This is a genomic window from Candidatus Chloroploca mongolica, from assembly GCF_004762035.2.
In the GTDB taxonomy this organism is placed as follows: Bacteria; Chloroflexota; Chloroflexia; order Chloroflexales; family Chloroflexaceae; genus Chloroploca; species Chloroploca mongolica.
This window is the reverse complement of sequence record NZ_SIJK02000042.1, coordinates 1-26318: the sequence shown is the minus strand read 5'-3', so window position 1 is coordinate 26318 and position 26318 is coordinate 1. Positions and strand designations below refer to the sequence as shown.

26 protein-coding genes are annotated in these 26318 nt (G+C 56.1%); 9 read left to right on the top strand and 17 right to left on the bottom strand.

Features of this window, described 5'->3' with window-relative positions:
- The first annotated feature begins 55 nt into the window (after positions 1 to 55).
- Positions 56 to 388 carry a cupin domain-containing protein gene (locus EYB53_RS18845; RefSeq protein WP_254151140.1) on the top strand — a complete coding sequence of 111 codons (333 nt, stop codon included), beginning with the start codon at positions 56 to 58 and terminating at the stop codon, positions 386 to 388.
- 173 nt (positions 389 to 561) lie between these two features.
- Here the strand turns inward: EYB53_RS18845 and EYB53_RS18840 are convergent, their stop codons facing one another.
- From EYB53_RS18840 to EYB53_RS18805, 8 genes are all read right to left on the bottom strand, one after another.
- A complete protein-coding gene (locus EYB53_RS18840) occupies positions 562 to 813 on the bottom strand; it encodes an acyl carrier protein (RefSeq protein ID WP_135479942.1) in 252 nt (83 codons plus the stop codon).
- Positions 814 to 829: 16 nt separating this feature from the next.
- The gene (gene nusB, locus EYB53_RS18835; protein ID WP_135479941.1) at positions 830 to 1261 is read right to left on the bottom strand and encodes a transcription antitermination factor NusB; all 432 of its coding nucleotides are present in this window, start codon (positions 1259 to 1261) and stop codon (positions 830 to 832) included.
- 111 nt (positions 1262 to 1372) lie between these two features.
- Positions 1373 to 2746 (bottom strand): acetyl-CoA carboxylase biotin carboxylase subunit, encoded by a 1374-nt coding sequence (accC, locus tag EYB53_RS18830; protein WP_135479940.1) that lies wholly within the window; start codon positions 2744 to 2746, stop codon positions 1373 to 1375.
- A gap of 21 nt (positions 2747 to 2767) precedes the next feature.
- Positions 2768 to 3523: a 3-oxoacyl-[acyl-carrier-protein] reductase gene (gene fabG / locus EYB53_RS18825; protein ID WP_135479939.1), complete on the bottom strand. Its 756-nt coding sequence runs from the start codon at positions 3521 to 3523 to the stop codon at positions 2768 to 2770.
- Between the two features lie 5 nt (positions 3524 to 3528).
- Complete coding sequence (locus tag EYB53_RS18820; protein WP_135479938.1) at positions 3529 to 4443, bottom strand: restriction endonuclease; 915 nt, start codon at positions 4441 to 4443, stop codon at positions 3529 to 3531.
- 18 nt (positions 4444 to 4461) lie between these two features.
- Positions 4462 to 4917 carry a transcriptional regulator NrdR gene (gene nrdR, locus EYB53_RS18815; protein WP_129674786.1) on the bottom strand — a complete coding sequence of 152 codons (456 nt, stop codon included), beginning with the start codon at positions 4915 to 4917 and terminating at the stop codon, positions 4462 to 4464.
- A gap of 68 nt (positions 4918 to 4985) precedes the next feature.
- Positions 4986 to 6491 (bottom strand): Ppx/GppA phosphatase family protein, encoded by a 1506-nt coding sequence (locus EYB53_RS18810; protein ID WP_135479937.1) that lies wholly within the window; start codon positions 6489 to 6491, stop codon positions 4986 to 4988.
- A 14-nt stretch (positions 6492 to 6505) separates the two neighbouring features.
- On the bottom strand, positions 6506 to 7669 hold the full coding sequence (locus EYB53_RS18805; RefSeq protein ID WP_135479936.1) for an aspartate aminotransferase family protein: 1164 nt from the start codon (positions 7667 to 7669) through the stop codon (positions 6506 to 6508).
- A gap of 116 nt (positions 7670 to 7785) precedes the next feature.
- Here EYB53_RS18805 and EYB53_RS18800 point away from each other — a divergent pair, with 116 nt between their 5' ends.
- The 3 genes from EYB53_RS18800 to EYB53_RS18790 all read left to right on the top strand — a co-directional run bounded on the left by EYB53_RS18800 (position 7786) and on the right by EYB53_RS18790 (position 9679).
- Complete coding sequence (locus tag EYB53_RS18800) at positions 7786 to 8502, top strand: cysteine hydrolase family protein (RefSeq protein ID WP_135479935.1); 717 nt, start codon at positions 7786 to 7788, stop codon at positions 8500 to 8502.
- A gap of 89 nt (positions 8503 to 8591) precedes the next feature.
- Positions 8592 to 9161 (top strand): elongation factor P, encoded by a 570-nt coding sequence (gene efp, locus EYB53_RS18795; RefSeq protein ID WP_135479934.1) that lies wholly within the window; start codon positions 8592 to 8594, stop codon positions 9159 to 9161.
- Positions 9162 to 9181: 20 nt separating this feature from the next.
- Entirely contained in the window at positions 9182 to 9679 is a 498-nt protein-coding gene (locus tag EYB53_RS18790) for a plastocyanin/azurin family copper-binding protein (RefSeq protein WP_135479933.1), read from the top strand.
- Between the two features lie 97 nt (positions 9680 to 9776).
- On the opposite strand, the gene EYB53_RS18785 is transcribed toward EYB53_RS18790, so the two are convergent.
- Positions 9777 to 10208 carry a hypothetical protein gene (locus tag EYB53_RS18785; protein WP_135479932.1) on the bottom strand — a complete coding sequence of 144 codons (432 nt, stop codon included), beginning with the start codon at positions 10206 to 10208 and terminating at the stop codon, positions 9777 to 9779.
- Between the two features lie 237 nt (positions 10209 to 10445).
- The gene (locus tag EYB53_RS18780) at positions 10446 to 11804 is read right to left on the bottom strand and encodes a hypothetical protein (RefSeq protein WP_254151139.1); all 1359 of its coding nucleotides are present in this window, start codon (positions 11802 to 11804) and stop codon (positions 10446 to 10448) included.
- A gap of 279 nt (positions 11805 to 12083) precedes the next feature.
- Between EYB53_RS18780 and EYB53_RS18775 the strand changes: the two genes are divergently transcribed.
- From EYB53_RS18775 to EYB53_RS18760, 4 genes are read left to right on the top strand one after another with little or no spacing between them, the layout of a single operon-like run.
- Complete coding sequence (locus EYB53_RS18775; protein ID WP_135479931.1) at positions 12084 to 12350, top strand: acyl-CoA-binding protein; 267 nt, start codon at positions 12084 to 12086, stop codon at positions 12348 to 12350.
- Positions 12351 to 12353: 3 nt separating this feature from the next.
- Complete coding sequence (locus EYB53_RS18770; protein WP_135479930.1) at positions 12354 to 14474, top strand: hypothetical protein; 2121 nt, start codon at positions 12354 to 12356, stop codon at positions 14472 to 14474.
- Positions 14475 to 14490: 16 nt separating this feature from the next.
- Positions 14491 to 15507 carry a UDP-glucose--hexose-1-phosphate uridylyltransferase gene (locus EYB53_RS18765; RefSeq protein ID WP_135479929.1) on the top strand — a complete coding sequence of 339 codons (1017 nt, stop codon included), beginning with the start codon at positions 14491 to 14493 and terminating at the stop codon, positions 15505 to 15507.
- Positions 15504 to 17213, top strand: a complete 1710-nt coding sequence (locus tag EYB53_RS18760; RefSeq protein WP_135479928.1) for a glycoside hydrolase family 13 protein — start codon at positions 15504 to 15506, stop codon at positions 17211 to 17213. The genes EYB53_RS18765 and EYB53_RS18760 overlap by 4 nt, the downstream gene beginning before the upstream one ends.
- Here EYB53_RS18760 and EYB53_RS18755 read toward each other — a convergent pair.
- A complete protein-coding gene (locus tag EYB53_RS18755; protein WP_135479927.1) occupies positions 17198 to 18697 on the bottom strand; it encodes a cryptochrome/photolyase family protein in 1500 nt (499 codons plus the stop codon). The genes EYB53_RS18760 and EYB53_RS18755 overlap by 16 nt on opposite strands.
- Positions 18698 to 18835: 138 nt before the next feature.
- Here EYB53_RS18755 and EYB53_RS18750 point away from each other — a divergent pair, with 138 nt between their 5' ends.
- Complete coding sequence (locus EYB53_RS18750; RefSeq protein WP_135479926.1) at positions 18836 to 19657, top strand: hypothetical protein; 822 nt, start codon at positions 18836 to 18838, stop codon at positions 19655 to 19657.
- Positions 19658 to 19665: 8 nt separating this feature from the next.
- On the opposite strand, the gene EYB53_RS18745 is transcribed toward EYB53_RS18750, so the two are convergent.
- The 6 genes from EYB53_RS18745 to EYB53_RS18720 all read right to left on the bottom strand — a co-directional run bounded on the left by EYB53_RS18745 (position 19666) and on the right by EYB53_RS18720 (position 25876).
- Positions 19666 to 20757 (bottom strand): lipid II:glycine glycyltransferase FemX, encoded by a 1092-nt coding sequence (locus EYB53_RS18745; protein WP_135479925.1) that lies wholly within the window; start codon positions 20755 to 20757, stop codon positions 19666 to 19668.
- The gene (locus EYB53_RS18740) at positions 20754 to 21563 is read right to left on the bottom strand and encodes a PIG-L deacetylase family protein (protein ID WP_135479924.1); all 810 of its coding nucleotides are present in this window, start codon (positions 21561 to 21563) and stop codon (positions 20754 to 20756) included. Before EYB53_RS18740 ends, EYB53_RS18745 begins: the two co-directional genes overlap by 4 nt.
- A 33-nt stretch (positions 21564 to 21596) precedes the next feature.
- Positions 21597 to 22529, bottom strand: coding sequence for a HEAT repeat domain-containing protein (locus EYB53_RS18735; protein WP_254151138.1), 933 nt, complete (start codon positions 22527 to 22529; stop codon positions 21597 to 21599).
- Entirely contained in the window at positions 22510 to 24636 is a 2127-nt protein-coding gene (locus tag EYB53_RS18730) for a hypothetical protein (RefSeq protein ID WP_135479923.1), read from the bottom strand. Before EYB53_RS18730 ends, EYB53_RS18735 begins: the two co-directional genes overlap by 20 nt.
- The gene (locus EYB53_RS18725; RefSeq protein ID WP_097652883.1) at positions 24633 to 24782 is read right to left on the bottom strand and encodes a hypothetical protein; all 150 of its coding nucleotides are present in this window, start codon (positions 24780 to 24782) and stop codon (positions 24633 to 24635) included. Before EYB53_RS18725 ends, EYB53_RS18730 begins: the two co-directional genes overlap by 4 nt.
- A gap of 125 nt (positions 24783 to 24907) precedes the next feature.
- Positions 24908 to 25876 (bottom strand): ROK family protein, encoded by a 969-nt coding sequence (locus tag EYB53_RS18720; RefSeq protein WP_135479922.1) that lies wholly within the window; start codon positions 25874 to 25876, stop codon positions 24908 to 24910.
- Positions 25877 to 26318: the final 442 nt, after the last annotated feature.

Here is a 26318-nt window from a genome sequence, read left to right as displayed (position 1 = left end):
CCTCAACGGTCCATGGTATACGGTGTAGGTGCAAGTGTAGATGGAGTATGAACCAATGATGAAAGGACCGAGTGCAAACTGGTTGGAAGTCTTTCCTGGTGTACGGCGTCATCGTCTGCTTGCGACCGATCAGGCATATCTGATGGAGGTTGCGCTCGAAGTAGGGAGTACTGTCCCGGTACATCAGCACCCACAAGAGCAGATTAGCTATGTCGTACGCGGGCGGTTACGTTTCCAGGCCGGTGATACTATCACCGAAGCTGGACCCGGTGAAGCGGTTGCCGTGCCTGGCAACACACCCCATGCCGTCTGGGCCCTGGAAGATGCTCTGGTTATTGATACGTTTGTTCCACCACGAGCAGAGTATCTGGCGGCTGATGGTGATTAAAGCGCCATCAGGACAGGCTCATTCAGTTTGACTGGAACCAATCGGCCCTGACCTGGGGCCAGCGTACGATTAGCTTGTAAAAAAGCTCTGGCCTGTCATACAGGCCAGAGCTTGAACATGGCTCAACAGCGTAAAAGTGGATTGTAATGATGGAATAGTTTTCCTACAAAGCGTTATTCACTCGCAGTCGCATGCGCATCAAGATACATGAGCGCGTCTTCAACGGTCAGGATCTTCTCGGCCTCGGCATCACTAATCTCAACCCCGAACTCTTCTTCGATTGACATAATCAGTTCAACAAGATCCAACGAGTCGGCATTCAGATCTTTCGCAAACGAAGCACTGGGAACGATCTTGCTCTCGTCCACCCCCAACTGCTCAGCGATAATCTTCTTCAGACGGTCCTCAACTTCAGGCGAAGCCATAGATATGTCACCCTTTCTACAATTCGTCAGGTTCTGACCGATAGCGGTTGACCACAGTTCCAAGAACCCCATTCACAAAACGACTCGAATTATCGCTTCCAAACTGTTTGGCAAGTTCAACCGCTTCGTTGATCACTGCTTTTACAGGGGTCTGCTCAACCTCATCGAGCAGAAGTTCAAACAGTGCGATTCGTAAAATCGCTTTATCAACACCTGGCATCTGGAGCAAGGGCCAGTTGGGGGCCGCCTCTTCAATAATGCGATCAAGATACGAGCGATGTTCCCAGACACCAAAAACCAGACGATGCAGAAACTCCACCCCATCACCGGTTACGTGATCCTCTTCACGACGACGCTCATAAACCACATCGAGTGCATGATCCGTCGCATCAACCTCAAAAAGGATCTGGAGCGTGGCAACCCGCACGCGATGACGTAGACTACCCACAGGGAACCTCCCCGATCAGGGACAGACGTACCATCGGGCGTAGACCTGCCAGTTGATGCAACCATGTACGGTCACAGAGACTGGTGACAGTTGTTAAGCAACAGGTCACAATCACACCAGCGCTGCTGCGCGTTCTTCTTTCCACTGGCGCAACAGATCTGCGACGTAGCCAGTATGATGGCGGGCCGCCCGAAATTCCGGATCATCAATCAAGACCAGTTGGAACGGTATCGTTGTCTTGATCCCCGTAATAACACACTCGTGCAAGGCTCGCCGCATACGATTGAGCGCATCGTCACGGGTCTCGCCAAAGGTGATAATCTTGGCGAGCAACGAGTCGTAGTTGCCTGGAGGCGTATAACCCGCATAAAGATGCGAATCGACACGCACACCAGGACCGCCAGGCGGCAGATAAAACTCGATTTCACCGCCAGCTGGCAAAAAGTCGCGCTCAGGATCTTCGGCGTTGATGCGACATTCCACCGCATGCCGAGCTATTGTAATATCTTTCTGTTGGAGCGTCAAGCGTTCGCCTGCGGCAATCATCAACTGCCAGCGTACGAGATCGACCCCAGTGACCTGTTCCGTCACCGGATGCTCGACCTGGATGCGGGTATTCATCTCGATAAAATAGTAATTGCCCTCTTGATCCATCAGAAATTCCAGGGTACCTGCATTGACATACCCGATCGAGGTGATGCCGCTCAGCGCATCGCGGCCCATCCGCTCACGTACTTCGGGGCTCACAATTGGTGAAGGCGCTTCTTCGAGAATCTTCTGGTGGCGGCGCTGGGCTGAACAATCGCGTTCACCGAGATGAATCGCGTGGCCGTGCTTATCTGCAAGCACCTGGATCTCGACGTGGCGCACTTTGGTCAGAAACTTCTCGAGCAACAGATCGCCGCGACCAAAGGCCGCTTCAGCTTCAGCACGTGCTGTGGGAAACGCACGAACGAGGTCGCTCTCGTCATTGGCAACGCGCATGCCTCGTCCACCGCCACCAGCCGATGGTTTGAGCAGTACCGGATAGCCAATCTGACGGGCAAGCTCAACCGCTTCTTCGATACTCTTGAGTTCTCCCTCCGAGCCAGGTACGGTGGGGACGCCGGCTGTGCGCATTGTCTGGCGTCCAATCGACTTATCTCCCATCAGCCGCATTGTCTCGGCGGTCGGCCCGATAAATTCGAGGTTGCAGTCGGCACACATCTCGGCAAAATAGGGGTTCTCCGAGAGGAAGCCGTAGCCGGGATGCACCGCATCGCACCCGGTGATCAGGGCCGCACTGATCAGGGCCGGTGGATTAAGATACGAACGTGCAGGAGGCGGTGGCCCGATACAAACCGCCTCGTCGGCCATACGTACGGCCAGCGAGTCGCGATCAGCCTCACTAAAGGCCGCGACGCTCTTGATGCCCAGTTCCTGGCATGCCCGTATAATCCGAACTGCGATCTCGCCCCTGTTTGCTACCAGCACTTTGTTAAGCATTGTTCCGCCATTTCTGACAAGCTAGGAATGCATCACCATGCCGCCATCAATCGTTATTGTTTGCCCGGTCAGATAGGCTGCCGCATCAGAAGCCAAAAAACAGACGAGTTGTGCTACCTCACGGGCCTGACCAAAACGCCCGAGGGGAATTGTCTCGAGAATCGCTGTGCGCGTTTCGTCATTCAAGACATTGGTCATCTCAGTTTCGATAAAACCTGGTGCAACCGCATTGACCGTCACGTTGCGCCCAGCCATTTCACGGGCTGTTGCTTTGGTAAAGCCAATGATACCCGCTTTTGCGGCACTGTAGTTCGCCTGGCCGGCATTGCCTATTAACCCGATGACCGAGGCGAGGTTGATAATTCGCCCGCTGCGCTGCTTGCTCATCTGGCGCAACACGGCGCGTGTACAGACAAACACGCTGCGCAGGTTGGTGGCGATGACCTGGTCAAAGTCCTCATTCTTCATCCGCAAGAGCAGGCCATCACGTGTGATTCCCGCGTTGTTGACGAGAATGTCGAGCCGTTCATAGGTCACAAGCACCGTCTTGACCATCGCCTCAACACCGTCGCTCTCACTCACATCGGCCTGAAGCGCCATGGCTTTCCCACCGCTGGCCGTAATAGTCTCCACAACCTCGGCGGCTCCAACGGCACTCTCACGATAGTTTACCACGACTGTTGCCCCTGCTTCGGCCAGTTCAAGCGCAATCGCCCGCCCGATGCCACGGCCTGCGCCAGTCACCAGGGCAACTCGTCCTGTCAGGTCTACCTTCATCCGCGTTAACTCTCCGAGATATCAAAGAGGGTTTGCCCATCAATCAAGATGATATTTTTGCGATCACGCCCGCTCTTCATCGCATCGGGCGTGAATTCGGTCGATGTGAGCACCAGGCCTTTGTTGATCGAGCGTCGGCGCATATCCTGGATCAGACTCTCCAGCGTACCGGGGCGGACTTTGTCGGCAACGGTCAAACGTAAGATATACGCCTCACCTTCATACACCATGTCGAGATCGAGGTGTTTGTCTTTATCGGTAAACCGATAATCCGTAAATTCAAAGCCCTTCTTGCGATACAGGTTCAGCACAAAGGAGCCAAGTTGGGGCAACGAGAGCCCGCGCAGATCCTCCAACGTCCGCACAACGCCCGGTCGTTCGAGCCGCCCACCACGCTCGGCAACCTCTTGCTGCAACTGCCGATTGCGCTGCTCGGCTCGTCCAGACATGACGGTGCCGAACGCCGGAAACGGGATCAGGGCAAAGACCGAGAAGGTGGCATAGAAAAAGAGCAACTCTTGCATCGTGACCTGCGTGGGTTCACCCTCAGGATTAATTTGCAAGGCTGGCAATTCAACAAAGCCTGCTTCGCCGAGCCCACCGTAGATCAAAACAACAACCAGACCAAAGAAAAATCCGGCCACACCCAGCACCAGACCATGCGTCAACCAGTCACCTTTAACCCGACGACCAAGGTAGAGGCCCGCCATTACCGGCACAATCCCCGCAAGAATCTGCAAGATACTGCTTCCGAGGAAGAGCGCACACCAGCCGATTGCCATCATCAGGGCAATCAGGAGGGTTTGCTGCCACTCGACACGTTTGAACGAGCCGACAACGCGTTCACTCCAACTGAGCCGAGGGGTGCTTGCCTCGGGCGCACTCTGTTCGCGCTGCTCGGGCCTTGTATCAACACTCATCCGACATTGCTCCCAACATTATGAATTCTCTAAGAGTTCATCAACGGCTTCACGGAGTTTGCCAATATCGGCAAACGAGCGATAGACCGAAGCGAAACGGATATAGGCTACATCATCGAGTTCACGAAGGCGGCGCATCACCTCGTCACCGATAGCAGTACTGCTGATCTCCTGGTCGTCAATCGCCATGATCGCATTTTCCACATCGTTGACAAGTTGTTCCATCCGGGTTACGGCAATCGGGCGACGATAACAGGCGGTGCGTATCCCCCGCATCATCTTTTCGCGGTCGTACGGTTCACGTTTGCCGTCTTTTTTGACTATCGTCAAACTGACCGTCTCGACCCGTTCATAGGTCGTGAAACGTCGCCCACAGGCGCGACATTTGCGCCGACGACGTGTCATCTCACCGTCATTCAGCTTACGCGTGTCCAGAACTTCAGTTTCAGCATACGAGCATGAAGGGCAGCGCATAGGCTATCCATAAACCGCACAGTGTGTGCCATCCTGTGCATTATAGCACAGGCCCTGAGGTCACAACATCAGCCCTGCACAATCTCAACGTCGCGTTCGAACGCTTTGCGAAAGAGGCCGGTGCGCCGGTTGGCATCCCAGATGCCAACCGAGGCATCGCCATCAGCTTCAACCACGATACGGATGCTTTCGCCCAGTTCAACGCGCACCGCTCGGACGACCTGGCTTTTGCTGCGTTCCAGATACTCGGCAATGCGTAACAGCGAACTCAGCCGGGCAATGCGCTGACTATCATCGGCTGCGAAAATTTGGGCATACGGCGAGAGATCAGCCTGACCTTTGCGATGGTTGCGCACCAGCGCCCCAAGAATGGCAATCTCGCGATGGGTGAAGCCAAGCAAGGTTCCGTTATACACTAGATATTCGCTGTGTTTGTGATGGTCGTAATAGCCAACGGCTACGCCGATGTCATGAATGATCGCGGCATATCCAAGTAATTCACGTTCCCAGGCCCCGTAGCTGTGCAATGGGGCGAGTTGATCAAAGAGACTCTGGCTCAGCGAACCAACCTTGTCGCAGTGGGCCTCTTCATAGTTGCTCAGGCGGGCCAGGTTTTTGATGCTAAAAGTTCGGGGATTATTGAGCAGTGGCGGTTCAATGCCCTGCAGGAAATGGGCATAGAAAAGCCCCTCGCGCACGCCCTGACCGCTGACCGTCAGGCTCTCAAAGCGTCCACACATCATCAGTTGTTCAATGATGATCGCTCCGGCCAGGGTGACATCAGTGCGATCGGTTTTGAGCCCCGGAATCTGCTCGCGTTCGCGCCGATTCGAGCGACTTAAGACTTCAATGATGTTGCTCAGCGCTTCGCGACTCAACTGATATCCATGAACCCGGTCAAGTGGGTACTGTCGCTGTTTCTGGTCAATCCGGGCCAGGGTACGAATAGTTCCCCCCATCCCAGCCAGGCGATAATTGGGGTGAGCTTGCAACCATGTCAGGCCTGCGAATGATTCTTGCGCAGCCTGGCGGAGGTTGCGCAGATCGCGTTTGCTGATCGGATCACTGGTGACATAACGCTCGGTAAACCGCACTACGCCAGCCTGTACCGAATAGGTCTCGGTTGGTTGCCCATTGCGCACGGCCACAACTTGAGTCGAGCCGCCACCAGTGTCAAATGTGAAGCCATTGCGCAAGCCGAGCGCATTGGCCGTGCCGACAAAGCCGTAAAACGCTTCTTCCTGGGCGCTGATGATGCGTAAGTCAAGCGTTGTTTCAGCCCTCAGCGCATCCCAGAACTCGTGCTGATTCGCGGCTTCCCGGATGGCGCTGGTACCCACGGCAATGACCTGATCCACCCCCGTGCGGCGGCAGAGGGTTTCAAACATGCTGAGGGCAACCACGGCCCGCCGAATAGGTTTTGGTTGAAGCCTGCCCGTGGCGCCGACACCTTCGGCAAGGCGGACGACTTCGCTCACTTCGTCAACCAGGCGAAAGCATCGTTCTAGCTCATAGGCCATCACAATGAGACGGGTCGTGTTCGATCCAAGATCAATAATGCCGATCTTTTGCATCTGCGATCCGATTTCTATGATAGCACCGTCTGTAGCGCTGCGATGACCTGTTCGAGGTCGTCGTAACCAATGACCAGAGGGGGTAACAGGCGCAGTACATTGGGGCCTGCGGGCAAGGCGAGCACACCCTGATCAAGGAGTGCCTGGAGGTAGGGTTGCACCCGGGTTTTCAATTCAAGTCCAACCAGCAAGCCAAGGCCCCGGATTTCACGGACCGGCGGTAAGTGCAAAGCAGTCAGCCGATCAAGCAACCATGCCCCTTTCTCGGCTGCCTGGCGCGGCAGGTCTTCATCGTGGTAGGCCTGCAGGGCTGCGTGGGCCGCAGCACAGAGCAGCGGATTGCCCCCAAAGGTGGTGCCATGCGCCCCGCCCGGCAGACTCCCGTGGCGTTCGTGGATGGCGACGGCCCCCATCGGCAACCCTGCCGCAATGCTTTTGGCGAGCAACAGGATGTCGGGCACAACCCCACTATGTTCAAGCGCAAAGAGCCGCCCAGTTCGGCCAAAGCCTGTCTGCACTTCATCAATCAGTAACAAGGCCCCGTGACGATCACAGATCGTACGCGCTGCCTCAAGATAGCCTGCCGGGGCGGGGCGCACCCCCCCCTCTCCCTGGACTGGCTCAAGCAAGACCGCTGCGGTAGACGCATTGACCCGGTTGTCCAGGGCTTCGGCATCGCCATAGGGCACGTGGGCAAAGCCAGGCACGAGCGGCGCAAAAGGCTCGCGATACTTTGGTTCCCAGGTTGCACTGAGCGCACCCATCGTACGCCCATGGAACCCTCGCATCGTCGCGACCACCTCGTGGCGACCGCTCAGAAGGCGGGCAAACTTGAGGCCTGCCTCGATCGCTTCGGCCCCTGAATTGCAGAGGAAGATCCGTGCCGGAAAGGGCAGCACACCCGCGAGTGCCTGCAAGTACGCAGCGCGCTGGTCGTTGTAAAAGATCTCGGGACAACTCATCAGGGTTGCTGCCTGAGCCTGGATCGCAGCGACTACCGCCGGATGGCAATGGCCCAGATTGGCCGCCCCTTGCCCGCCAACACAATCAATGTAGACCCGGCCATCCGCATCATAAAGCCGCGCCCCTTCGCCACGTATCAGTGCTACGCCACGCTTGGGATAGAGCCCCGATGTGTGCTGCTGTTCGGTTGCGATTATCGTTGCATTGCTGATCATAGTGCTTCCCAGTATACCATATTCACTTGACAAAGCTCGCCTCTCCTGGTATATTAGTGTCGTATTTACACTAATTCAATTACATGAGGTTTGCCCAGCCTCAAGGAGAAGATACGATGCCAACAATGACCCATTTGACGGAACGGTCGGCCCAATTTCTCCGCTATCTCGAGCAGTGGTATGCGACCTTACCGACAGTTGCGTTGGCCGAGGTGATCGGGACACAGCCCGAGCGAGTGATGGTTCTTTCGGTTGATATGATCAACGGCTTTTGCAAAGCAGGCCCGTTGAGTGGGCCGCGGGTCGCCGCCTTGAGCGAACCAGTGGCGGCCTTGATGCAGCGTGTGCATGCGCTTGGGGTGCGCAACCTTGTCTTGACCCAGGACACCCACGATCCGCAGGCTCCCGAGTTTGCGGCCTACCCGCCGCATTGCATCGCTGGCACCGCAGAGAGCCAGACGATCGTCGAGCTCGCTGCGCTTCCTTTTGCCGATGAAATGACGGTCATTGCCAAAAATTCGCTCAGTTCGCACCTGGGCACGACATTTCAAGCGTGGCTCGACCAGCGTCCCGCGTTGGAAACCTTCATTATCGTGGGCGATTGCACCGATCTCTGTATCTACAGTGCCGCAATGCATTTGCGTTTAGAAGCGAATGCCTTGAATCGTCAGCGTCGCGTCTTGGTGGCTGCCGCCACGGTCGATACCTTTGATACCCCCGTAGAGGTGGCGCATGAACTCGGCATTATGGCGCATGATGGTGACTTGCACCATCTGCTCTTTTTGCACCATCTGGCGCAAAATGGCGTCGAAGTCGTGGGGTCGCTCTACTAGCCTCACCCAAAACTTGCCGAGAACGCAGACCCCGGCTATAGTGGTACTATTGAAAAAGAGCTTCATATCCTTAAAAGGAGTAGTTTCTGATGGCGGCTGGAACAACAACTGATTTGCGCAATGGTATGGTCATTCGTTACAACAATGACCTCTTTCAGGTGGTGGAATTTCAGCATGTCGCGCCAGGCAACTGGCGTGCCTTTGTGCGTGTCAAGCTGAAGAATCTTAATAATGGCAAGGTGATGGAAGATCGCTTGCGCGCCGGGGCTGATATTGATATTGTGCGGATTGAACGTCGGCCCATGCAGTATCTCTATCGCGAGGGCGAAAGTTTGATTTTTATGGATAACAGTACCTTCGATCAGATCCCTGTTACGGAAGCTATGATGGGTGATGCGGCTCGTTTCCTCAAAGAGAACGATAATGCTGATCTCGTCTATGATGCCGACCGTGAGGTCTTGCTGGGCGTTGAGTTGCCGATCTTTGTCGCACTGGAAGTCGTCGAGACGACGACTGCGGTGCGCGGTGATACGGCAACCAATGTGACCAAGGCGGCTACGCTCGAGACGGGGGCGGTGATCCAGGTGCCTGGGTTTGTCAATGAGGGCGATCGCTTGAAGATTGATACCCGGAGTGGTGAGTATATTGAGCGGGTCTAGGATCTAGAAGAAGGTTCACGATGAAGAGCTTGGTGCGCTCTCTGAGCGTTGTCTTGGTGCTGGGGTTGGCCCTTTTGCTGGCGGCCTGTGGTGGGCGTGAAAGTTCTACTGAGGGCAGTGGCGGTGGGCGTACGGGTACGGCAGGTGATGGTGTGACGATTGATCTTGCTTCTGATGGTGAAATGCTCGCCTTTGATAAAACCACGCTTACCGTCGAAGCAGGTCAAGTGGTGACGCTCAACTTCCAAAATACCTCTATTGCGCAACAGCACAACTGGGTACTCGTTGATGGCGGTGAAGATGTCTCGCGTCCGATTGCCGAGGCTGGGATTTTGGCTGGCTTGCAGGGCGAGTATTTGCCCGCCGATCGTTCAAAGATCATTGCTCATACGGGCGTGCTCAATGGTCGTGAGTCGGGTTCGGTCACCTTCACTGCCCCTTCGCCTGGTACATATCTCTATATCTGTACGGTTCCTGGACATTACCCAATCATGCAGGGGACGTTGATCGTCCAGTAGGCTTGGGGAACGATAATCCGACTTGGCTGTACGCACCAGAGGCCAGCAAAGCTGGCCTCTGGTGCGTACAGCCGATCATGTTCTGCGCGATACGGCTTCAGGTTTGTTCCTGTAGCTCCTTGCCGTAGGCGTGATAGAGCGCACGCAAAAAATGTTGCTCGGTTGTGATGATGATCGCCTGTTCGGCTTCGCTAAGTGGGAGTTGGCGCACTTCTTCGAAGAACCAGCGTACCATCGCATCTTGATGTTCAAAGGTAACGCCACGACGTGGCAAAACCCCCGAGGCCCACTCGAGTTCATTATCGGCCAGCGAGGGGAGATCAAAGAGCAAGACGGAACGCACCAGTTCATTTAACCGTTCAACAGCGACCTCCGAGAGTCGCTCGATAGGCGAGTAGTTCTCTTCGAGGCGCAGCGACCGTTTTAGTTCTGGAAACCTATCCAGCATACGTGTCGCAACACGCTGACAAATGAGGGCATGTTCTTGGCTTAGCCGATGGGCAAGCTGATCGGCAATGGTGGTGTCCATACATACATTACTTTCCAGGCATACACGAGCATGATGCTGATGCACATGTGGCTTGCCATTGGTGATCATAGTGATTATACCTCTTCACCTGTTCGCATGCCAGGGCAATCTCCTGGGGGCTGCGGATCTTTAGGGCTGACGCCCTCAACCCTGCTCTGCGCTGGTCGAATAAGCGAGCCTTGCTCGCTTGTTCGACCAGCGCAGTTAAGCTTTTTGCGCGCCGCATGCCCTCGGCTTTTACCGCCGTAGTAACGGCAGATAGGTTCGATATACGGGAAGCCCCGCTAATTCACGCAAGGCCCAGAAGGATGGCCGTCGGTAGGCTGGTTCCCCGCCAGGGAGGTAACATGCCCCTCCGGGACAACGGCTATCCTCGGTGAATGGGATATGCACGATACCCCATTGCTGGGCATTGGGCCCCTCGGCTGGCGGGAAATCTTCGTATTTGAACCAGAAGATGCGGGCCAGATCATCGCGCTGAGCCAGTTGCAGAAAGACCGTTCGGAGGAAGAGACTCTGGCCTGCGATGGTCTGGCGACTGTAGGCGACATTGTAGCCCACCTCGGTGATCCAGAAGGGCACGCTGGCACCTGCTGGGCTTGCGCCATTGGTGAGGGCTGTGCGTACCTCGTTCAGCCGCTGGTTCATGCGGGCCACATCACTTTCAATGGTGGCCAGGGTGGTGACGATTTCGACTGGATAGGGATGGTACCCTAGTCCATCAAGCGGATACCGCCCGTTGGCAAGAAAATAGTCGCGAAACGGTTCGGTGGCAAAGAGTTCGAGGAGATAGGCGATGTCGCTGATAGGCTTAGCGTCGATCTGGATGCGATTGCTGGGCAAGAGCCGTTCGCTGCCACGAGGATGCAAGCCGCCGGAAACGATGTCAAGGCCTTCACGCCAGGCCGGATCAAGTGAGGTGAAGGCGCATTCGTTGCGTTTGAAGCAACGGTAGAATTTGGTGTGCAGCCGCCCTATCAGTACCGGATCGAGCCCCTCACCACCGCCAAATTGCCCTGGCGAGACAGGCAGCCGATTTTGTTCGTTGAGGATCTGGTACGCATGAATCTGTCCTTCGTAACGCGTCGCAATCGTGAGCGCCCGATCAAGCCAGGTGCGCATGTAGCCATTGACGCCTCCGCCATAATTGGCATCAATGCTCCCCGCGACAACCAGGCCATACTCGGGGTGGCGCGGATCGACATTGATCACCAGGGCAAACCCGAGCAAGCCTAGTACCTTGAGATTGTAGCGTGGGGCTACCTGGGTAAGGAAATAGTCGTACCGGGCCAGATTCTCTTCAACACTCCCTACCTGTTCGTCAATAATGAATTCGAGGCGTACCCAGCGTACCCCCGCAGCGGCCAGTTCCTGTCCCATACGATCCTGGGCAACAGAATCGACCTCGTTGGGAAAAATCGGATTGGCGTTAAAGTCGTACCAGGGATCGCGTACGACCATTCCAATGAGTTCGCGGTCAATCAGGCCGGGCGCTTCTGCGACGTCACTGTAGACGCGGGATGGTTGGACGTACAGGCTTATCAGCATAACGACGATGAGCAGAATCATGCCTGGAATTGTTCTCTGAGCTGTCATACCTGTCTAACTTTCTCAAAACTTCGTTGACATATTCATTAAAATCTATGCTTGTGCTGGTGCAAACGGCCAGCGAAGCTGGCCGTTTGCACCAGCACAAGCGATCTTCTTGGGGGCCGCAGACCCCCGGATTTCAGCCAGAGGCAACGTCCTCCACTATTATAGCGATGAATGGCTTCCTCGTTGCGTTTTGACTTGCACAGACGCGCTACCAATGGTACGATCAGTCCTGTTCGACTCTACGTGTTGTGCGGTAGAGAGTGTATCAAGGAGGATACGATGAGTGATCTCAAGGCTCGCTTTGAGCAGGCAGCCCAGCAAGTACAGCAGTTGCCAAAGCGCCCCGATAATGATGCATTGCTGAAGTTGTATGCGCTCTACAAGCAGGGGACGCTTGGTGACGTAACCGGTTCTCGCCCGGGAATTCTTGATATGCAGGGGCGAATGAAGTATGACTCGTGGGCGAAATTGAAGGGCACCTCCAATGAGCAGGCTATGAACGATTATATTGCGCTGGTTGACCAACTGAAGTCTGCTGTCAAGTAGCGCATGTCCAGTCTGTTCGTCCGTGACCGGCCAGTGCGTCCTCAACCGTCAAAGCGCCGGTTACGTCTGGTGCTGGCCGGTTTGCTCTATCTCGCGCTCACGCTCGTGATGCTAAGCCCCTTTTTGCCTGCCTTTGGGAGGGCGATTCCTGGTGGGGCAATTGCTGCCGTTGATGGCTGGCAAAATGTCTGGCATCTCTGGTGGGTCGCCCATGCTCTGCGCAATGGGCTCGATCCGTTTTTTACGACGCTGCTCTACCATCCCGGAGGAGTGGCCCTCCATCTGCAGCCGCTTAATCTGAGCAATGGGTTGCTGGTTGCTCCAGCGACACTGCTCTGGGGATCGATCGCAGGCTATAATCTGGCGGTGGTCCTGGCTTTTGTCCTCTCGGGCCTCGCTGCCTATCTGCTCATCTTTCATCTGGTGGGTGATGTCCGCCTCGCTTTGATCGGCGGGGCGATCTTTGCGTTTTCTCCCTTTCATCTGACCCGCCTCTGGGATGGGCAACTCGAGTTGTTGACCCTCCAGTGGCTTGCTTTCTATGTGCTCGCGTTGCTCCAGTTTCTTCAGGTACCCTCATATCCCCGTGCCTTGCTGGCTGGAGCCTTGTTGGCTCTAACAACCTATACCAGTCTCTATTATGCGCTCGCAGCAGGTCTCTATAGCCTCTTTGCGGTGTTGCTCTGGTGGCCGCTGCGGGCGACGTATGCGCAGTGGTTCCAGCGGCTGATCGGTCTGCTGCTCGTTGGTGTAACGGCACTGCTCTTGCTCGTACCTTTGCTTGCTCCCGTGTTTGCGTCTCCTCAGGGTGCATACCTGACCCCCAATCCTGATGAGGTGCTCAATCGTTCGGCGAATCTGCTCGATTTTTTTCTGCCCAGCTACCTCCATCCGCTCTGGGGTGCATTCGCCTGGCAACGCGGTTCGGTCTGGCATCCCCTGACCGGCGATTGGAATGTGGCGCTGGGTTATCTTGTCTTGTCGCTGGCGTTCCTTGGTCTGGTGATGGCCTGGCGTGAAACCTGGCGCTGGGGTGCCCTGGCCGGGTTCTTCCTCTTGTTGACCCTGGGCCCAGTCCTTCAGGCTGGCCCCTGGCGGCTCAACCTGCCCTTGCCGTATTTGCTGATCGAGGCGCTCCCCGGGGCCGCCCTCGGGCGCCGTCCCCTCCTCTTTACCGCACTGATTACCCTCTTCCTGGCGATCCTGGCGGTCTATGGTCTGCGCTGGCTCTTGAGTCGGCTTGCCCCACGGATGCAGGTGCCGTTGCTGGTGGTTGTGGTTGGCTTGCTCACCCTGGAATATGCCCCGCCATTCTGGCCGCGGCTTGAGCCTGTAACCCACCCGGCTTATGCCCAACTAAATGCTTTGCCGGGGGCGGTGATGGATGTGCCACCGGCAAGTTTCAAACGCGTTGTCCCTCAACAGGTGCAGATGAGCCACGAACGGCCCATTCTCGGTGGCTATCTGGCCCGGATGCCCCTGGTGCCCCTGGTCGAGCAGATTCCGCTGATACGGCAGTTCTGGTATATGCAACCGGACGACGCCCGGCTCTTTGGTGATCCGGGTGAGGCGCTCGCGATCTTCCAGGCCTATGACGTCAAGAGCGTGGTGGTTCGCTGGGATCTTGTCCGCCCCGATCTTCGCCCCGGTGTGCGTGCGCTTTTGGCGACCTATCTGCCCGAGCTTGCCCCGACGTACCATGATGATCTGCTCTCGATCTACACCTTGCCCGACGGCCCTCGTCAGCCTTTTGGCCTCTATGGTGAAGGCTGGTATCCCCAGGAACGTGAGCCGGGACGCGCCTGGCGCTGGATGGAGGGTGAAGCAAGCCTGCGCCTGATCAATCCGTTGCCCATGGTGCAGCCGGTTGAACTTGACTTGACGATGGCGAGTTACGCTGAACCTCGTGACCTGCAACTGAGGCTTGCGGATACGCCAGCAATCTCGTACACTATTCCTGCCCAACCGCGCGAACAGCGTGTGACCTTGCATCTCCTCTTACCACCCGGCGAACAACACGTCTTTTTAACGGCACCAACAACGGTTGAGGCTGACTCACGTAGCCAGCGTGCCTTGAGCATTGTTTTGCTGAACCCGTCCCTGCGTCCGGCGAGCCGCCCCTAATGGAAAAGGAGCAAGCATGGCCTCGATCAAAGGATCGCACCGCCGTCTCAATCGTCTTACGGGCGAATGGGTGGTTGTTTCGCCCCATCGTACGGCCCGCCCCTGGCTCGGCCAGATCGAACCAGTTGCCGCGCCTCCGCAACGCTCCCATGACCCCGACTGCTACCTCTGCCCTGGCAATCGGCGGGCGAACGGCGAGCAGAATCCTCACTATACGACAACCTTTGTCTTTCAAAATGATTACAGTGCGTTGCGCCCAGATCCCCCTGAGGATCTGAGTGAACCCGTCGATCCGTTGTTGACGGCACAGCACGAGCGTGGCATCTGTCGGGTGATCTGCTTTTCACCGCGCCACGATCTGACCGTTGGCGAGATGGATCTCACGGCGATCCGGGCGATTGTTGATGCCTGGGCGGCGCAGTATGAAGAACTGAGTGCCATTGATTGGGTGCGCCATGTGCAGATTTTTGAAAATCGCGGGGCCATGATGGGGGCCAGTAATCCCCATCCCCACGGACAACTCTGGGGAACCGAGCATCTGCCGAATGAGGCGTTGAAAGAGTTGGCGCAGCAGCGGGCGTATCTGACGGCCCATAACTCGTGCCTGCTCTGTGATTATCTGGCGCTGGAACTTCAACAGCAAGAACGCATTGTCTGTGCCAACGACTATTTTGTGGCGCTTGTGCCCTTCTGGGCGATGTGGCCGTTCGAGACACTGGTCTTGCCGCGGCGTCACTGCGGGGCGCTGACCGATCTCTCGGCAGAAGAGCGTGACGGCCTGGCCTGGATGTTGCAGCACCTCAATCAACGCTATGATCGCCTTTTCCAGGTGACCTTTCCCTATTCGATGGGGTTTCATCAGCGCCCGACTGATGGCGACCCATACCCCGAATGCCATCTGCATGCCCACTTCTATCCGCCGCTCTTGCGTTCGGCAACGATTCGTAAATTTATGGTCGGTTACGAAATGCTTGGCGAACCTCAACGTGATTTGACCCCTGAGGAGGCGGCCGCACGGCTGCGCGCCCTATGAAGACTCTCAAGTGGTGGCAACAGGCGGTCTTTTATCAGATCTACCCACGGAGTTTTGCCGATGGCAATGGTGACGGCATTGGCGATTTTCCTGGCATGCTTGCTCGTCTTGACCACTTGGTCGAACTGGGGGTTGATGCGCTCTGGCTCTCGCCGCACTATCCTTCGCCCTTTCGCGATTGTGGCTATGATATTGCGAACTATACTGACGTAGCACCCGAATATGGCTCGCTCGATGATTTTCGCCGTTTTCTGACGGCAGCGCATGACCGTGGTCTACGGGTGATCATCGATCTGGTACTGAACCATACTTCTGATCAGCATCCCTGGTTTCAAGCCTCGCGTTCAAGCCGCACGCATCCGCAACGGGACTGGTATGTCTGGCGTGATGGCTCTCCCGATGGCCCGCCGAATAACTGGGTGTCGATCTTTGGTGGTTCAGCCTGGACCTATGATGAAGCGACTGGTCAATACTATTATCATGCGTTTTTGAAAGAACAGCCCGATCTCAACTGGCGTAATCCAGATGTCAAAGCGGCGATGTGGCACGTCGTGCGTTTCTGGCTTGACCTGGGGGTTGATGGGTTTCGCCTTGATGCTATTGGTACCATTTTTGAACATCCTGATCTGCTCGATCACCAGTTTCCCCTTACCCGCGAACCAATCATTGATATCGGGGTTCTTTCAGGCGAGGAAATTCGCCAGATCTTGCAGTTCCAGATCCATCAGGCTGGCCTCCACGAACTGATGCAGGAATTGCGCACGCTGGTTGATACCTATCCCGGCGAGCGCGTGCTGGTTGGTGAAGATGAGAATGTCACGTTTCACGGTGATGGTGATAACGAGTTGCATCTCGTCTTCAATTTTCCTCTGATGCAGACGCATGCGTTGACCCCGGCCCATATTCGTGACAATCAAGCCCTGCGCCTCACCGATCTTCCGTCTGGGGCATGGCCGTGCAATACCCTTGGCAATCACGATGTCTCGCGGATGTGGCACCGTTATGGCGATGGCTTGCACAATGATGCGTTGGCCCGCGTCCATCTGGCGCTGCTCTTGACCCTCAGGGGTACGCCGTTTCTCTACTATGGCGAAGAGTTGGGCATGATCGATCTGCAACTGAGCACCCTCAGTGACGTGCGTGATACGATCGCTCTGCACCAGTACCGTCTTTTGACCGAACAGGCTGACGTTGGGCATGCCGAGGCGCTCCAGCACGTCCTGGCCCGTACCCGTGACCGCTGCCGTACCCCAATGCAGTGGGATCGCTCGCGTCATGCCGGTTTCAGTCAGGCTTCATCGGCGACCTGGTTACCCGTGCATCCCAATTATTTGCAGGGGATTACCGTTGAAGATCAAACAAACGATCCTCAATCAACGCTGAGTTTCTATCGGCAGATCCTCGCGTTGCGCCGAAGAACACCCGCCCTTCTTGCCGGTGATTATCGCGTCTTGCACTCGCATAGCGAGCACTACCTTGCTTTTCTGCGTCATGACGCATCATCGGGCCAACTCTGTCTGGTTTTGCTCAACTTTTCCGCACATGTCCAGGAACTCACCCTCGCCTGCAACCGTCCTGAGGCACGGTTGCTCTTTTCCAGTGGTTCGCGCAGTGAGCCGCAGTTGCCTCTTCCCAGCGTGACGCTTGTTCCCTATGAAATTCTGATTGCTGAACTTGATCCATGCGCGCCTCATGCTTCGGGCTGAGCCTTGCGTACGGTAGCGTACAGTGCGAGCGCTCGTTCGCGCTGGACTTTATGCTCAACGATCGGTTGCGGATAGTCCCGTCCGATCTGGAGATCGGCCCGAATCTGGTCGGCTGATGCCATCCGGTGGGGTTCGTGGATGAATGTATTGGGGACATTGCGAAGTTCGGGGAGATAGCGCCGTACATAGATGCCTTCGGGGTCGAATTTTTGCCCCTGGCTGACTGGATTAAAGATCCGAAAAAAGGGCTGCGCGTCAGTGCCGGTACCTGCCGCCCACTGCCAGCCACCATTGTTCGCCGCTGGATCGCCATCAAGGAGCCAGTGCATAAAGTGACGTTCACCCCAACGCCAATCAACCAGCAAATCTTTAGTTAAAAACGAAGCTACAATCATCCGCGCCCGGTTATGCATCCAACCCTCCTGCCGCAACTGGCGCATCGCCGCGTCAACAATTGGGTAGCCCGTCTGTCCGGTTTGCCAGGCCTCGAAATGGGCTGGATCATTCGCCCAAGCCAGGGCATCGTAGGCCTGACGAAAAGCCCCGCGCAGGACATACGGATGATGATAGAGCACCTGCACATAAAAATCGCGCCAGATCAGTTCTCCAAGCCAGGTCTCGATGCCAGTGAGTGCGTTGCTACCGTCAGGATGTTCGCGTAGCGTCCGTGCTGCCGTCAGCAATTGACGTGGCGAAATGATGCCGAGCCGGAGATACGGCGAGAGGCGCGAGGTTCCATGCACCCCGGGCAGATTGCGTTGCTCAGCATATGCTGCAATGGGCGCGTCACGGTGCAGGGAGACGAAACGAGCCAGGCATGTGTTGGCGGAGTGTTCGCCAGCATCCGGCAGCGGATACGGCAATTGCATCCCAAATTGAGCGAGGGTGGGTATTGCTGATCCCCCAGGTGCAACCGGCAAAACTGCGCTCATAGTCGCCAGTTCTGGTGGGCATACATAGGGAATCAGGGCTGGTCTGGCAATAGTGTGTACTGGTTGTTCAGCGAGTAGTTGCCGCCAGCGTCGGGCATACGGCGTATAGACAGTGTAGGGACGGCCTTCTTTCGTCAGGACTTCGTGAAACTCAAAGATGACCGCGTCCTTGAAACTCTCAGCCTCGAACCCTGCCTCACGCAGCTGTGTTTTCAGCGCAGCATCACGCCGTACCGCATAGGGCGTATAATCGCGGTTCCAGTAGACCCCACGAGCGCCGGTTGCCCGCGCCAGGGCTGGCAGCACCTCAACTGGATTGCCGCGAGCCACCACAAGGGGCACCCCACATGTACGCAGATCGGCCTCGAGTTGCTGCAGATTCGCGAGCAACCAGGCCGTACGCCCCGGACTGGCAAAGCGGCTGTGGATGATCGTTTCATCAAAGATATAGACTGGCACGACAGCCCCGTCACTCGCCTTGGCTGCTGCCGTCAGCGCGGCATTGTCGGCAAGGCGCAAATCGCGCCGAAACCAGTGAATAATTGGATGCATAGATCTATTGTGACACAGGTCTTGCCTCTGTGCCAGTTCTTGACAAAAAGAACTTTTGTGCTACAATGAAAAATAAGGAGCGGACAATGCTTTTCAATGCTTTCAGTGTATTGCAATGATCACGAGAGGAACCAGGACATGATCGGGCGTAACAAAGTGCGGACGATCCACGACGCAGCCACCCTTCAGTATGCCAACGGCAAAAGTGTTGCTCGGCGTACCATCGGGAGCGGTCGCTTCAGCCCGTATATTGGTTTTCACATCGAAGCCGGGCGCGACGCGGCCCTTGATGAAGCGCTGCGCGACGCGGGCATTAGCCAGTGCGAGATCAAGCACCAGCGTCCCGGAGGGGCCGAGGTGATCAAGCACTGGGATTTCGGTGAGAGCATCGAGCTTTATCCCATTACCAGTGGGCCAGTTGCCACAACGGTGGCGGGCAGTCTTGCGGGGGGCAATGCACGTGAGACAGCATCTTCAGGTATTGGGTTGCGGTGGGCCAATGGTGAACGCAGCAAACTAGCGGTGCGAGGCTTTCTCCGCCCGCTCGTCAAGGTCGGCTATCTCCGTCTGGTGCAATTTTCGGTGCGTTCGCGGATGACCGACGAATTATTGAAAGCGCTGCTCGATCATGGTCGGGTGTGCGAACTCGCCGATCATCTGATTGACCGCACCACCCATGCCGAAGCGGTTACGTTCCATGAAATTGCGCTCCCCCTTGGTCCGGGCGAAGAGACCGAATGGGGCAAAGGCGATACGGCTACCGTTATCCCAGTGGTGAGTTACCACCCACCTGCGGTCGATCAGCCGTACATTCTAGAACGATGGCGCCCTGACATCGTTCACGAGGCGGCCTTGCGCGAATGGGAAGGCATTCAACTCTGGGCACGCGAATACGCGCTCCAGAGTGATGAACGCACTCCCCACGGCGATGAGGCTCCCAGTGCGATCGTTGCAGGGTAGGATCGTCTTCAGTCGATCCGTTGGCGCACCACACGGTAAAGCGGGGGGAGCAAGATGCGATCATAGGCGGGAAGATAGCGCACAATGCGCCCCCCAAACCCTTTTTTGAAGCGGTAGACACCGATCAATGGATCAGCCTGGGCCTCCTCTTCGAGCGCCACCCGGCTTATCTCGTCAGGCGCATTGATCATTTGACCGAATGCGTCTGGAATACCCCAGAGATCATAGTACTCACATCCGCGTGTACGCGCCCAGTTCAACGCATGCCAGGTGAGCAGATGATTGGCCCCACTCTTCATCCCAACACCGTTGGCTCCGCTGTAGAGATAATATCCGGCCCTGGCATCGGCAAAGACCATCTGTGCGGCAACTGGCTCACCGTCAACCTTGGCCACGAGCAGCAAGGCATCAGGTTGAAAGAGTTGCCAGGCGGTACTATAGTAGTCAGCACTATGCACGCTGAAATGTGCCCGTGTACCCGTCGCCTGCATGAGGGCAAAAAAGGAGATCAGGTCAGCTTCATCACCAATGCGTACTTCCACCCCATTGCGCTGCGCCCGGCGTATATCGGCCCGATGCCCCTTCGAGCAGGCAGCCCGCAGCGCCTCTTCGCTACAAGTCAGGGCAACATGAAGCGAACTACGTGGCTGAATGGTTGACACTGGTTGCAAGCCCTGGCGCAAAAACCATGTATGCCATTGCGCCGCAGCAGGATCATGCTCGGTGAGATTTGGTTCGAGCCGTAAAAAGACGGCACGTGCCCGCCGGGCGACCCGTTCGAGACCTTTGAGCAGCAGGTGATCGATCGCTGATTCGCCTGACCAGAGCGGGCCGCGTGGCGTATAGCCAATGCTCAAGCCATAGCGCGAACGGAACAACACCAACGCGCCGGCTTTCAAGCCGCCATCTGCACCTACAACAGCAAGGCGTTGCATGCGCCAACCGAACGAAGCCTTCAGTTGTCCCCAGTTGTGTTGCTGCAGCAGGCTTCCCTGGGGATGCTGCTTGACAAAAGCGTCCCACACCGAAGGTTCTGGTTCAAACAACGCCAGGCCCTGGCGTTGCTGAGGGCCTGGTGTACGCAGGGTTGGCGTTATCATCGTCGTACCCAGAGCCGTTCGGCGCCACTGCTCTCTTCACCAGCAAGCGAGGCTGTATAATGCGTCACCGTGGCTATCATTGCCGCGAGATCGCCAAAAACTGTTGCGATCTGGCTATGATACGCCTTGATCGCATCAAGCTTGCGCGCCAGGGTCACCGCATCAACTGGCATTAGGATCGGAGTAAATGCCTCTATTCCGCCCAGAACCGCCATCCGTGCTTCAAAGGCACCTGGTTTTGCCACATATGGCACATCCTCATAGAACGCAACGCTCACCCCGTTACGCGCCAACTCGGAGGCCACGCGATAGACAGCCTGATGATCAACATGATTACCCACGGCGAGAGGGGCATAGACGGTGGCATCAGGGAAGCGTTCGATCAGCTTCTCGATATGTGGCCGTACCTCACCCCCAAGCGGATCGTCTTGGGCAATCGTGCCAAAGAGGGTTGCATCATCAACATAGGCGTGAGGTACCCGATAGATCGCATCAAGCAGATCAAGCTGATAACTATCTACGCCGAGTATCTCGAGCGCTGCCTTATCTTCCTGCAAACGCAGCTGCATCGCCTCAGCCGCAGGCAACGCCCACTGTTTATGCAGCGCCTCGGCAAAACGGCTCCAGCGGGTTGTTGGGGGTGGGCTTCCACTACAAATATTGACGACCAGGGCTGGCTGTTTGCGGGCAGCAAAGCCAGCGAGCATGCTCCCGCACGATAGCGCCGCATCATCAAGGTGTGGTGAAAGCACCAGATGGCGATAGGCTTGCGTCAGTTGCTTCAGGCTCGTATAGTGGAGGGGCATGTCTCTTCCGTTGTGTGGTCAACCGAGTGCTTGCTACAATTCATCGAGACTCAACTCATCGAGCGCATCCGTCGCTGCTTCGCGACGGGCCGCATCACGCGAACGTACGAGTCGTTCAAGCACACGCTTGGCTCCTGGCCCACCAACCTGACCAAGTGCCCAGATTGCCATCAGGGCAATCTCGGTATCGTCATCCTCAACCAGGGGCAAGAGTGCTGGCAAAAGTGGGCGCCCATCCTCTGCACACTCACCGACGGCGCGTGCCGCCTCATAACGCAGGGCTGGCGAAGGACTCTGTAATTCACGCTCGATATAGGGAAGCCACGTTGGCCTCATCGAACGACCCATCGCGAGCACCGCACTCTCACGCATTGCCAGTTCGGTGTGGGCATAGGCGCGTCCAATCGCGGCCTGCGCCTCTTTTGATTCAGCAAAATACCCGAGGCCTTCAATGGCACGGCGCCGAACCTCTAGGGGTTGTTCTGGATCAATCGTGACGTTGAGCAACGCTGACAACAATCGTTGACCCACGGCTGGCTCAAGCTCCCCAACTTCAGCCTGATAGGCAAAACGGGCCAAGGCGATGGCTGCCGTTGCGCGTACAACCCCTGTGCGATCATCGGTCATGAGCATAATGAGCTGATCCATTGTTGTTTCATACTCATCTTCCCACAGCCCGACAATCGCTGTCGCACGGACATCAGCCTCGCTATCATGCAGGCATTCACGCATAATCGGACGAAAATCGAGGTCAAGATTATCTTCGCCGAGTTCGTTCAGGGCACGGAGAATCGCGATCCGGCGTTCGGCAGGGAACGTCGGCCAAGTCGCTTGGAAGAGCTTGAACCCTGCGGCATCAAGCTCTGCCAGCGACTTGAGTTCTGCATATGCGAGGGGGCGATCTTGATCGCCCAGATGACTCAATTGAAGCTCAAGAGTTGACGAACTACTCATCATCTTCATCATACCGCCCACCATAGCGGCGGCGGGTTGGCGGTACATCAGCGCGACTGACCTCTGGTTCGCGCTGCTCGTCATCCTCATCCTCATTCGCTTCAACATCCGTCCCGGTCATCGGGACATAGGTAAAGAGATCGGGCCTTGTCTCATCGGCGACAAACCCGGGGCTATGCTCGAGGAGCGAGCGGAGGAGCCTTTTTGAAGCGGGGCGTAGCACATTGTAAGCCACAAAGAAATCGTCAAGCGTAATGGCATACTGTGGTTCAGCGCGGCTCCCCACCTGTTCACCAATCACCTCGGCAACATGTTCCAGGATCATTTCGGCCTTGCGGCGCTCACCCATAGGGAAAGCCTTGAGACGATTCAAGCGACCGAGGCGACTCTGGCTAGGCAAGAGTTCCTCATCAATCGCGCAATAGAACGTCACATTGTTGAAGCCGAGCTTATTCTTCTTCTCATCGAAGGTCAGAATTCGCTCATCACTCTCACTGCCTTCCTCATAGGTCAGGGTAAAGATCCCCGGTTCATCGGTGCGCGTCAAAGTTACCCGCGCACTGGGCACGAGATGTTCGTGGAAGAACTCTTCGAGACCCTGTAGCCAGCCACCGCGGTTGCCTGTGGGATAACGCACCTCAACCAGAACCTGGCTATAGCGCTGAGGGGAGTCAAAGCGAAGCACGGCACTGCGTTGATCACTCAAGACTGGGCCAGGCAATAATGCTGCCAGGGCTGCATCAAGCGGAATAATCCCATACTCCCACTCAAAGAAGGTCAACTGATGCGTGACACTGGTCACTTCAGTTGCCGTTCCTTCATCGATGCTGTCGCGACTATCGTCAAAGCCTTCGACGAGATACGAGGTAATCTGTCCCATCTCAGCAGCCTTGATCCGTTTGCCGCCAATCACGGGTAAGCCTCGGGTTGACCAGAGGTTAGCACCCTCGACGCCAACAAATTCGAAGTCTTTTTCGCGATGCAACCGGTAATTGATCGAAAAGCGCAGCCCTTCGTAATCAGCCTGACGTGCATTATGATAAAACACGTCGTTGATCAACTCGGCATCAAGCAAGGGCTCATTCCGTTCAAGCATATACTCACGGATCTTGCGCAGGTCGTTCTTCCCCAGATTAACGACATTGGCTTCAGGGAAATAGTAGCGTCCAAAACTGACGATGCGGCGGAGGGGGTCCTGCTCGATCTTATCAGCCAACAGCTGCGCCATCGCGCTCCCATGCTCAGCCAACAAGGCCGCACTCGGTTGACGCAGATCGATCATCGTGCCATCAGGCAGCGTAAAGATCGTTGAACGATCGATGGTTTGTCGTCCTGCTGGCGGCATTTGCACTGACGGGACTGGTGCGACCGGTGCAACCGGTGCGACCGGTGTGACCGGTGCGTGCGTGATCGTCTCTCCCTCAACTGGTTCAACAACCGTCTGAGGCATGTCAGGGCGCAGCACCTCAGTTTCAACTGCCTCTTGTTGCCCTGTGGCCTGGGCGGTGATGGCTGGTTCCGTTTCAGCGAGCGTGACAACATTGGCTGTTGGCAGCCCCTCATCGAAGGGAACGACTGGTGAACTCACAAGGTCGATCGATGCAACTGATTCATGAATGGGCGCCACAAACTGCCCGGTCTCTGCTTCGTCTTCATCGCCCCCATCTTCAACTGGCGCGATGCCAACCTGAACCTGCCAGTAATCAGAGATATAGACCGGCTCAACCGAAGTAATCGCCGGGCGTGACGTTGAAACAACGACGCTAATATCATCAACTGGCAGCGGATGTTCAGGCTCGTGCAGGCGCTGACGAAAGGAATGGGTATCAATGTCCTGACGAGGCATATACGCCCCGTGGCGTGAGGTCACAAAACGCACCTCACCAGCAACTTCCTCACGGGTAAAGCGTGGATCGGCCTCAAGTGCCGTCTCAATGGCTACTGCCAGAGTTTCGTGGTCATACTGATGGCGTAGAGCAAGGAACTCCGTGAGATTGGTCAGGGTCTGTCGGATCGGTGCATGCAGGGCAAACAACGTCCCCTGGGCGATCAACAGTTGATAGATCTCATTAGCCAGATCGTGCTGCTCAACGGTGCCCATTGGTGGTGCGCCGGTCATTCGTTCTCCTCCATCACCAAGCTGCTCAGGATTTCGAGATACTGCCGCAAAAGATCATCTATATCTTTTGGTTCACCTACCGAGCGCAACCACTGCAGGAGTTTCTCCATCGCGGTATCGCCAAAGGTAATCATTTTTGCATCCATGCCTGCTCCATGTTAAGCCCTGCTCATCGGAGCGAGCAGGGCCCAGTGTGATTCATGATCCCGGTATTTTTGGCGTAACAGTCACCAATCCGCAATTATACCATGCGCATCATGGCCCTGCAACTTTAATCAGAGAGGCTATCAAGGGCATTGGCAATGGCACCGACGGTGACGCTTTCAGGCCCCAGTACTGAGGCCACGACCGGCAAGGGGCGTGCAAATTGTGGAGCGATGAAGGTGTTCACCTTCTCTGCAATAGCTTGCACAAAATCCTCGCCACCAATGCGAACAACGACACCCCCAAGCACGATCATCTCAGGATCAATCAGTGCCACCGTTTGTGCACAGCGCACAGCGATCAGATCGACTGTCTCTTGTACCACACGACGGCCGATCGTACTCTCTCCAAAGATCTGGTCAAGGTTATCAGTTTCGAGGCCATAGCGTCTCGCGCGCTGCAAGAGGCCAGTAATCGACACCAGTTCTTCGAGTGTTTCGGGGCGACCGGTACCGTCCCATCCTCGCCCAACCACAGCGTGGCCGATTTCGCCTGCCGTCGACGTTGCCCCATGGTACAGGCGGCCATTCAGCACCAACCCACCCCCGACACCACTACTTAGATGAAGATAGACAAGATGTTGACATCCGGCCCCAACGCCGAAGGTTGCTTCACCAAGGGCAATCACATTCGCATCATTATCAATCACGGTCACGGCGTCAAAGGCCTGTTCAAAGCGTTCCTGTAGGGGGTAATTTTCCCAGCCGGGTTGCCGTGGAGCCAGTCGAACCGTACCAAAACGCAAATCCACCGGGCCGCCAAAACCTACCCCAACCCGAACAAGATGATCAGGGGAGACCTCATGGGCGTTCAGTAACGCACGTGCCATTGCAATGACCCGTTCAACGACCTCATCAGGTGACTCATTGACCTCTTCGCTGGACATAGTATGGAAGGTATGGTGTTGCAGGTTGGCTAGGGCCACTCGGAGCCCATAGCTACCGAGATCGACCCCGAGCACATATCCCTGATTACCAAGGATACCCCAATGGTTATGGGCCAGACGGTCTCGGATCAACGTCTCTAACGTAGCCATGCGGCGACTCCTTTCTTGCACTCCCAAGCTGAACGCATCTGCATTGTAGCACATCTATTAATATCGTACGTCAATCCCGCTCACAAAGCTCTAAAATACATACTTGACAACTTCTTGCCACGGTGATATACTGTCAGGGCTGAAACGAACAAGGCCTCGCTTGCCGAAAGGCAATGCAGACCAGGACAAGTGGAGACAACAACCGAGCGAACCGCGCTGATGTATTGGTCAGAGACGTCGCCAGGAACTCAGAGCATTCTGAGGCTTCCTGGTTTTGTTTTCCCAGTCTGTTTTCAGCAGGCACCTTCACAACCAGATCACAGTAGCAAATACAGCAAGTCCACGTTTAATTCAATGGAGTGGGCCTGACCAATTGGTCAGTGCTTTACCATTCAACGCAGAGTTTGATCCTGGCTCAGGACGAACGCTGGCGGCGTGCCTA